This window comes from Bradyrhizobium sp. MOS001, from assembly GCF_004634465.1.
Lineage (GTDB): Bacteria > Pseudomonadota > Alphaproteobacteria > Rhizobiales > Xanthobacteraceae > Bradyrhizobium > Bradyrhizobium barranii.
The window spans coordinates 24570-32577 of the sequence record NZ_SPVJ01000065.1 but is presented as its reverse complement, the minus strand read 5'-3'; the positions used below and the strand labels follow the sequence as shown (position 1 = coordinate 32577).

At 66.1% G+C, this 8008-nt stretch carries 10 protein-coding genes; 9 read left to right on the top strand and 1 reads right to left on the bottom strand.

The annotated features are described in order from the left end of the window. Window positions 1-127 precede the first annotated feature (127 nt). The gene (gene phnF / locus CT676_RS39845) at window positions 128-859 is read right to left on the bottom strand and encodes a phosphonate metabolism transcriptional regulator PhnF (protein WP_071909231.1); all 732 of its coding nucleotides are present in this window, start codon (window positions 857-859) and stop codon (window positions 128-130) included. Window positions 860-979: 120 nt separating this feature from the next. Here phnF and phnG point away from each other — a divergent pair, with 120 nt between their 5' ends. Genes phnG through CT676_RS39800 form a run of 9 tightly spaced genes read left to right on the top strand, consistent with a single transcriptional unit; the run spans window position 980 to window position 7974 of the window. Continuing rightward, entirely contained in the window at window positions 980-1444 is a 465-nt protein-coding gene (gene phnG / locus CT676_RS39840) for a phosphonate C-P lyase system protein PhnG (RefSeq protein ID WP_085400868.1), read from the top strand. 4 nt (window positions 1445-1448) lie between these two features. After that, the gene (gene phnH / locus CT676_RS39835) at window positions 1449-2057 is read left to right on the top strand and encodes a phosphonate C-P lyase system protein PhnH (protein ID WP_085400870.1); all 609 of its coding nucleotides are present in this window, start codon (window positions 1449-1451) and stop codon (window positions 2055-2057) included. A 4-nt stretch (window positions 2058-2061) separates the two neighbouring features. Then, complete coding sequence (locus CT676_RS39830) at window positions 2062-3165, top strand: carbon-phosphorus lyase complex subunit PhnI (RefSeq protein ID WP_085400872.1); 1104 nt, start codon at window positions 2062-2064, stop codon at window positions 3163-3165. Next, a complete protein-coding gene (locus CT676_RS39825) occupies window positions 3162-4052 on the top strand; it encodes an alpha-D-ribose 1-methylphosphonate 5-phosphate C-P-lyase PhnJ (RefSeq protein ID WP_085400873.1) in 891 nt (296 codons plus the stop codon). Before CT676_RS39830 ends, CT676_RS39825 begins: the two co-directional genes overlap by 4 nt. Before the next feature lie 7 nt (window positions 4053-4059). Beyond that, window positions 4060-4857, top strand: coding sequence for a phosphonate C-P lyase system protein PhnK (gene phnK / locus CT676_RS39820; RefSeq protein ID WP_085400875.1), 798 nt, complete (start codon window positions 4060-4062; stop codon window positions 4855-4857). 22 nt (window positions 4858-4879) lie between these two features. Beyond that, window positions 4880-5578, top strand: coding sequence for a phosphonate C-P lyase system protein PhnL (gene phnL / locus CT676_RS39815; RefSeq protein ID WP_085400877.1), 699 nt, complete (start codon window positions 4880-4882; stop codon window positions 5576-5578). Window positions 5579-5589: 11 nt separating this feature from the next. Further along, window positions 5590-6747 carry an alpha-D-ribose 1-methylphosphonate 5-triphosphate diphosphatase gene (locus CT676_RS39810; protein ID WP_085400972.1) on the top strand — a complete coding sequence of 386 codons (1158 nt, stop codon included), beginning with the start codon at window positions 5590-5592 and terminating at the stop codon, window positions 6745-6747. Further along, complete coding sequence (phnN, locus tag CT676_RS39805) at window positions 6744-7340, top strand: phosphonate metabolism protein/1,5-bisphosphokinase (PRPP-forming) PhnN (protein ID WP_135216932.1); 597 nt, start codon at window positions 6744-6746, stop codon at window positions 7338-7340. Before CT676_RS39810 ends, phnN begins: the two co-directional genes overlap by 4 nt. A 22-nt stretch (window positions 7341-7362) precedes the next feature. Further along, the gene (locus tag CT676_RS39800) at window positions 7363-7974 is read left to right on the top strand and encodes a pyridoxamine 5'-phosphate oxidase family protein (protein WP_071909237.1); all 612 of its coding nucleotides are present in this window, start codon (window positions 7363-7365) and stop codon (window positions 7972-7974) included. Window positions 7975-8008: the final 34 nt, after the last annotated feature.

Here is an 8008-nt window from a genome sequence, read left to right as displayed (position 1 = left end):
GCTCAGGGCGACAACTACAGATCTTGCCAGGCAATTGCCGGGACCAGGGCACTCGCTCCTGACGTCTTCAGCCTCAAGAGCCGATAACGCAACAGGCCCACAAGGGGAGAGGGGAAGAGAGCGCCGCTCACCCGTTCTCCACCAGAAACTCCACCCGCTCCGCCGCGAACCGCGAATGCTTCGTCACCAGCGGCTTGCCGGCGAGATCGTGGTCGGTCGCGTCGACCACCAGGATCGGCCGTCCCAGCGGCAGATCGAGCCGCGCGGCATCGGTTGCGTCCACGATGCCGGCGGTGATCCGGGTCGCGCCGCGACTGTAGTCGCGGACGCCGTAGTGCTCGAGCAGTTTCGTCATCGAGCGCGTCGCGGCGAATACCTCACCCGCGCCCGGGAACAATTCCGCTGACAGCCAGGTGGTGGAGACGCAGATCGGCGTGCGGTCGGCGAGGCGGATCGCCTCGATTCGCACCAGCGGTGCGCCGGCCTTCAATCCCAGTTCGCGCGCGAGTTCGCGGGTTGCGACGTCGCCGGACGCTTCGATCAGCCGGCCATGCGGTTCGCGGCCATCGGCGCCGACGATCTCGGAGAAGCGGGTGCGCGAGCGCAAGGGATAAGCGAGGCGCTGCGCCTCGACATAGGTTCCGCTGCCGCGTTCGGCGCGCACGATGCCGCGCTCGGCAAGCGCGGCCAGCGCGCGCCGCACGGTGTGGCGGTTCACCCGATAGGTTTCGGCGATCTCCATCTCGCCCGGCAGCTTGTCGCCGGCGGCAAAGCGGCCGTCGGCGATGCCGCGCTCGATGCCGTCGGCAACGAGGCGCCACAGCGCGACGCCCGAAGAGGCTGTGTCCTGCATGCTCATGTCGCCGAGAAGCCTACTTCAGAAATCACACGTTTGTCACGAAACAGTCATGGCGCTTCCGTATCAAGTTGTCTATTATCATAGACAACTTGGATTCGGCAAGTTCTGCAGAAAAGTTCGGTGGATTTGGTGACCCAGCACAACAACCAGCAAGTCCAGCGCAAGGCCGCGATGGCCGTGCTGGCGCACGCGGAGGCGGGCGAGATCGCCGCTCGCCTCCGCGCTCTCGCCCTGCCGGCGCATCAGGAGCTACGCGCGCCGGAAAACGGTCTCGTCATGCTGCGCGGCCGGGTCGGCGGCGACGGCGCGCCGTTCAATGTCGGTGAAGCCACGGTGTCTCGCGCAGCGGTCCGGCTCGCGAGCGGCGAGGTCGGCTTCGGCTACACGCTGGGGCGCGATGGCGAAAAGGCGCGGCTGATCGCGCTGTGCGACGCACTGGCGCAGTCCAGTGATTTCGGCGAGGCGGTGGAGCGTGACGTTATCGCGCCGTTGCGCGAGCAGCTTATGATCCAGCGCAAGCAGGCGGCCGCCGAGACCGCTGCGACGAAGGTTGATTTCTACACCATGGTGCGCGGTGAGGGGTGAGGCCATGACCACGATTGCGGAACTACCGCCGGGTTTCGTCGACAAGGTTCTGTCGGCCCAATCGACCTTTCGTTCGGTGATGGACGCGATGGCGCGGCCGGGCACGGTCCAGCGCATTGTGCCGATGGCGGGATCGCCCGGCCCGATGATGCGCGGCACCGCCGCGATCGCGCTGACGCTGTTCGATCACGACACGCCGCTCTGGCTCGATGCAAGGATGGCGGAGAGATCGGACGTGGTGAAATGGCTCAAGTTCCACACCGGCGCGCCGGTGGTGCAGGACTCTTCGATTGCGAGTTTCGCGCTGATCAGCGACGGCGCCTTGCTTCCGGCGCTCGAACGCTTCGCGCTCGGCACCAACGAATATCCGGATCGCTCGACCACAGTGATCCTTCAGGTCGAGAGCCTGGATTCGGGGCGCAGCTTCGAATTGCGTGGCCCCGGCATCGACGGTGTCGCGACGCTTCAGGCCTCGATCAGGCCTTTCGACCTGTTCGAACGGCTGCAGTTCAACGAGGCGCTGTTTCCGCGCGGCATCGATTTGGTGCTGGTCGCCGATGATGCCGTGGTTGCGATCCCGCGCACCACGCGTGTCGTGAACAAGGGAAGCTAGTCGCATGTATGTCGCAGTCAAAGGCGGCGAGCGCGCCATCGAGAACGCCCATCGCCTGCTCGCCAATGCGCGGCGTGGCGACCAGAGCGTTTCCGAGGTCACGCTGGATCAGATCTCGGAGCAGCTTGGCCTCGCCGTGGACCGCGTCATGAGCGAAGGGTCGCTCTATGACCGCGAGCTCGCGGCGCTCGCGATCAAGCAGGCGCGCGGGGACCTGATCGAGGCGATCTTCCTGGTCCGCGCCTTCCGCGCCACCCTGCCGCGCTTCGGCGCCAGCGAGCCGGTCGAGACCGGCGCGATGCGGGTGCAGCGGCGGGTGTCGGCGACCTTCAAGGACATTCCCGGCGGCCAGATCCTCGGGCCGACCTTCGACTACACGCATCGTCTGCTCGATCCCTCGCTTGGCCAGGGCTTTGTGCCTGAAGTGCCGGCGACGGCCGAAGCTTCGACGGCGCCCACGCCGCGTGTGACCGACATTCTGGGCCGCGACGGGCTGATCGAGTCCTCTCCGCGGGCCGAAGACGGCGCCAGCGTCGGCGATCTCACGCGCGAACCGCTGAACTTCCCGGCCGATCGCGACCTGCGCCTGCAAAACCTCGCGCGCGGTGACGAAGGCTTTCTGCTGGCGATGGGTTATTCCACCCAGCGTGGTTACGGCCGTAACCATCCCTTCGTCGGCGAGATCCGCTTCGGCGAGGTCGAGGTCGAATTTTTCGCGGAAGACGTCGGCTTCGCGGTGCCGCTCGGCTCCATCGAGCTCACCGAGTGCCAGATGGTCAACCAGTTCAAGGGTTCGGCGACGGAAGCGCCGTGCTTCACCCGCGGCTATGGTCTTGCCTTCGGCCAGAGCGAGCGCAAGACCATGTCGATGGCGCTGGTCGACCGGGCGCTGCGTGCCCGCGAGCTCGGCGAAGAGGCCGTAGCCCCGGCGCAAGATGAAGAATTCGTGATGTCGCATTCGGACAACGTCCAGGCGACCGGCTTCGTCGAGCATCTGAAGCTGCCGCATTATGTCGACTTCCAGTCCGAGCTCGGCCTCCTTCGCAAGCTGCGCAAGGAATTTGCCGAGGCCAATGCGCCCGACGCCATGAAGGAGGCCGCGGAATGAACGCGCCCGCCTACAATTTCGCCTATCTCGACGAGCAGACCAAGCGGATGATCCGCCGCGCGATCCTCAAGGCGATTGCTATTCCGGGTTATCAGGTGCCGTTCGCCAGCCGTGAAATGCCGATGCCCTATGGCTGGGGCACCGGCGGCGTGCAGGTGACCGCGGCGATCCTGGGGCCGCAGGATGTGCTGAAGGTGATCGACCAGGGTTCCGACGACACGACGAATGCGATCTCGATCCGCAAATTCTTCGCCAAGACCGCCGGCGTCGCCACGACCACGGCAACAGAAGATGCGACCGTGATCCAGACCCGTCACCGCATCCCGGAGACCGCGCTGCACGCGAACCAGGTGCTGGTCTATCAGGTGCCGATCCCGGAGCCGTTGCGTTTCCTCGAACCGCGCGAGACCGAGACGCGGCGCATGCATGCGCTGGCCGAATACGGCCTGATGCATGTGAAGCTCTACGAGGACATCGCCCGCTTCGGCCACATCGCCACCGCCTACGCCTATCCGGTGAAGGTGAACGCGCGCTACGTGATGGACCCGTCGCCGACGCCGAAATTCGACAATCCCAAGATGGACAATTGCCCGGCGCTGCAATTGTTCGGCGCCGGTCGCGAGAAGCGCATCTATGCGATCCCGCCCTATACGCAGGTGGTGTCGCTCGATTTCGAGGATCACCCGTTCGAGCCGTACCGCTTCAACGCGCCCTGCGCGCTGTGCGCGGCCGAGAATTCCTATCTCGACGAGATCGTCACCGACGACAAGGGCGGGCGCATGTTCGTGTGCTCGGACACCGACTATTGCGAGGGCCGCCAGGCCGCCGGCCATCACGGCAGCCTCAGCGCCGCGCCGTACAAGGACAAGGCGGGCTCACATGGCTGATCAAGACATGGCTGATCTCGATAAGCTCGAAAACGACCAGCCGCTGCTGGTCGCAGAATCCCTCAGCAAATCCTATGGCCGCATCGCCGCGTGCCGCGACGTGTCGTTCTCGCTCTACCCCGGCGAGGTGCTGGCGATCGTCGGCGAGTCCGGCTCGGGCAAGTCGACGCTGCTGCAAATGCTGTCGGGCCAGCTCGCGCCGAGCGCCGGCCAGGTGTCGTACCGGATGCGTGACGGCGTCACCCGCGATCTCACGAGCCTTGGCGAAGCCGAGCGACGCTTCCTGTTCCGCACCGACTGGGGCTATGTCCACCAGGATCCCGCGCAGGGCCTGCGCATGGCGGTCTCGGCCGGCGCCAATGTCGGCGAGCGGCTGATGGCGGTGGGCTGGAATCACTACGGCCGCATTCGCGATACCGCGTCGGACTGGCTCACCCGCGTCGAGATCGACATCGCGCGCATCGACGATGCACCGCGCACCTATTCCGGCGGCATGCGCCAGCGTCTCCAGATCGCGCGCAACCTCGTCACCGAGCCGCGGCTGGTGTTCATGGACGAGCCGACCGGCGGTCTGGACGTGTCTGTCCAGGCGCGCCTGCTCGACCTCGTGCGCAGCCTCGTCGCGGAGCTGCACCTCGCCGTCATCATCGTCACCCACGATCTCGCGGTCGCGCGACTGCTGTCGCATCGCGTGATGGTGATGAAGGGCGGCCGTGTCATCGAGACCGGTCTCACCGACCAGGTGCTCGATGACCCCCGCGAGCCCTATACCCAGCTCCTCGTCTCCTCGATTTTGCCGCCATAAGCCTTCCAAGATGAGTTTTCCGATGACCGCCATGATCGACATCGCCGCCGCGAAAAAGACCTTTACGATGCACCTGCAGGGCGGCATCGAATTGCCTGTCGTCAGCGGCGTGACCTTCCACGTCAACCCGGGCGAATGCGTCGTGCTCTCAGGCCCGTCCGGGGCCGGCAAGTCGTCGATCCTGAAGATGATCTTTGGCAACTACCGCTGCGACTCCGGCCGCATCGGCATCCGCCACCGCGGCGCGGTGGTCGATCTCGCCACCGCCGAGCCGCGGCAGGTCCTCAACATCCGCCGCTCCACCATCGGCTACGTCAGCCAGTTTTTGCGGGCGGTGCCGCGTGTTGCGACCATCGACGTCGTCGCGGAGCCACTGATCGTGAACGGCACGGCCCGCGCCGACGCACAGGCCCGCGCCGGCGAGTTGCTGCACCGCCTCAACATTCCTGAAAGACTCTGGCAGTTGCCGCCCGCGACTTTCTCCGGCGGCGAGCAGCAGCGCGTCAACATCGCGCGCGGCTTCATCTCGGAGCTGCCGATCCTGCTGCTGGACGAGCCGACCGCCTCGCTCGATGCCGCCAACCGCGCCGTCGTGGTCGATCTGGTCGCGGAGAAGAAGTGCCAGGGCGTCGCCATGGTCGCCATTGTCCACGACGACGAAATCCGCCATTTGATTGCCGACCGTATTGTTGACGTCACCAGCTTTGCCGCCGCCGCCTGAAGGAAATGGAAATGAACGCCAAGCCGAAGGACACAGTGATCGCCAACGCCAGGATCGTGCTGGCTGACCGGGTGATCGAGCAGGGCTGGCTCGCTCTCGCGGATGGACGCATCGCCGAGATCGGCGAGGGCAGGGCGCCTGCGGGCGCCGAGGATGCCGGCGGCGACCTCATCATGCCCGGCCTGATCGAGCTCCACACCGACCACCTCGAAGCGCATTACGTGCCGCGCCCAAAGGTGTTCTGGAACCCGGTCGCTGCCGTCATCTCCTATGACGGCCAGCTCGCGACGTCAGGCATCACCACCGTGTTCGACTCGCTCCGGGTCTGGCGCGAGGACGGCGCCGAGGAAGTCGATGGCCGCGCCGGCGTGCTCGCCGCCGCCATCACGACCGCCCGCGATGCCGACCTGCTGCGCGCCGACCACTTCCTGCATCTGCGCTGCGAAATCCCGATGCCGAGCGTGGTGGAGGAGGCCAAGGAGCTGATCGATCGTCCCGACGTCAAGCTGATGTCGCTGATGGACCACACGCCCGGCCAGCGCCAGTTCCGCGACGAGGTCAAGCTGCGCGACTATTATCGCGGCAAGGGCGGCGGCAAGACCGATGCCGAGCTCGACGAGCTGTTCGCGAAGCGCTTCGAGTATCAGAAGCTCTATGCCGCGACCAACATGCGCGAGATCGTGTCGCTGGCGCACAAATACAACATTCCGCTGGCGAGCCACGACGACACCACCGAGGAGAACGTCGTGGACGCCGTGCGCGATCGCGTCTCGGTGGCGGAGTTCCCGACGACGCTGGAGGCCGCGCGCGGCCTGCATCAGGCCGGCATCGACATCCTGATGGGTGCGCCGAACGTCGTGCGCGGCGGCTCGCACTCCGGCAACATCGCCGCGGTCGATCTCGCCCGCGAGGGCCTGCTCGACATCCTGTCGTCGGACTACATCCCGTCCAGCCTCCTGATGGCCGCGCTGCAATTGCCGGAGCATGTGCCCGCGATCAGCCTGCCGGCGGCGGTTCGTACCGTGACGAAGGCGCCGGCCGAGGCGGTTGGCCTTTTGGATCGTGGCGAGGTCGCGATCGGCAAGCGCGCCGACCTGATCCGCGTGCATGTCGCAGGCGACGTTCCCGTGGTCCGCAGCGTCTGGCGCGAAGGAAACCGCGTCGCATGAGCGAGACCGCGACCATGGCACACGATGAGGCCAGCGGGATCGGACCCGGGCGGCTCGTGCTCGTGGTCGGTCCCAGCGGTGCCGGCAAGGACACGCTGTTGCGGCTCGCACAGGCGGCCTGCGTCGACGATCGCGACATCGTCTTTCCGCGCCGTGTCGTGACGCGCGAATCTTCCGAAACCGAAGACAACATGGCGATGAGCCAGGACGAATTCCGCCGCGCGCGCGAGCACGGCGATTTCGCCGTGCACTGGGAAGCACACGGTCATTCCTACGCTCTTCCGCTCGAAATCAATGATGACATCCTCGCCGGCCGGGCCGTCGTCGCCAATGTCTCGCGCACGGTGATCGGCGCGCTCCGCCAGGCCTATACCAACGTCGTCGTGGTCGCGATCACGGCGCCGCCTGACGTGCTGGCGCAGCGGCTTGCTGCCCGGGCCCGGCACAGCGACGGCAATATCGCGGATCGCCTCGCGCGCAGCGTCGACGACGCATCGGCCAATGCCGATGTCACCATCCTCAACGCGGGCAGCGCGGACTATCACAGCCGCCAGCTCGTGCGTGTGATCAGGAACGAAGGCTGGCACGAATAGCCGGCGCAACAAGGAGAACGGAATGTCGGTGATTGAAACGGTCGAACAGCTGGAGGCCATCTACGGTGCCGTTGGTGATGCCTCGACCGTGAAAGTCGCCGACCACGTTACCCCGCTCTACCGCATCTTCATCGAGAAGGCGCCGTTTGCCGCGCTCGCCACCATCGGGCCGGAAGGGATCGACTGCTCGCCGCGGGGCGATCTCCCCGGCTTCGTTCGCATCCATGATCCGAAGACGCTGATGCTGCCGGATCGCCGCGGCAACAACCGGGTCGACTCCTTGCGCAACATCGTGCGCGATCCCAGGGTGTCGCTGATGTTCCTGATCCCCGGTTCCGGCAATGCGGTGCGGGCCAACGGCCGCGCTTGTCTCTCCGTCGATCCCGAGCTGCTCGCCTCGTTCAAGGTCGAGGGCAAGGCGCCGCGCAGCGTCATGGTGATGAATGTGGACGAAATCTATTTCCAGTGCGCCCGCGCCATCGTCCGCTCCGACCTCTGGAATCCCGACAAGCGGATCGATCCGAAGACGCTGCCGACGCCCGGCCAGATTCTCGCCGAGATGAGCGAGAACAAGGTCGGCGGCGCGGAGTACGACCGCATCTGGCCGGAGCGCGCTGCGGCGACGATGTGGTAGCTCTCTCTTACCCTCTCCCCCTTGTGGGAGAGGG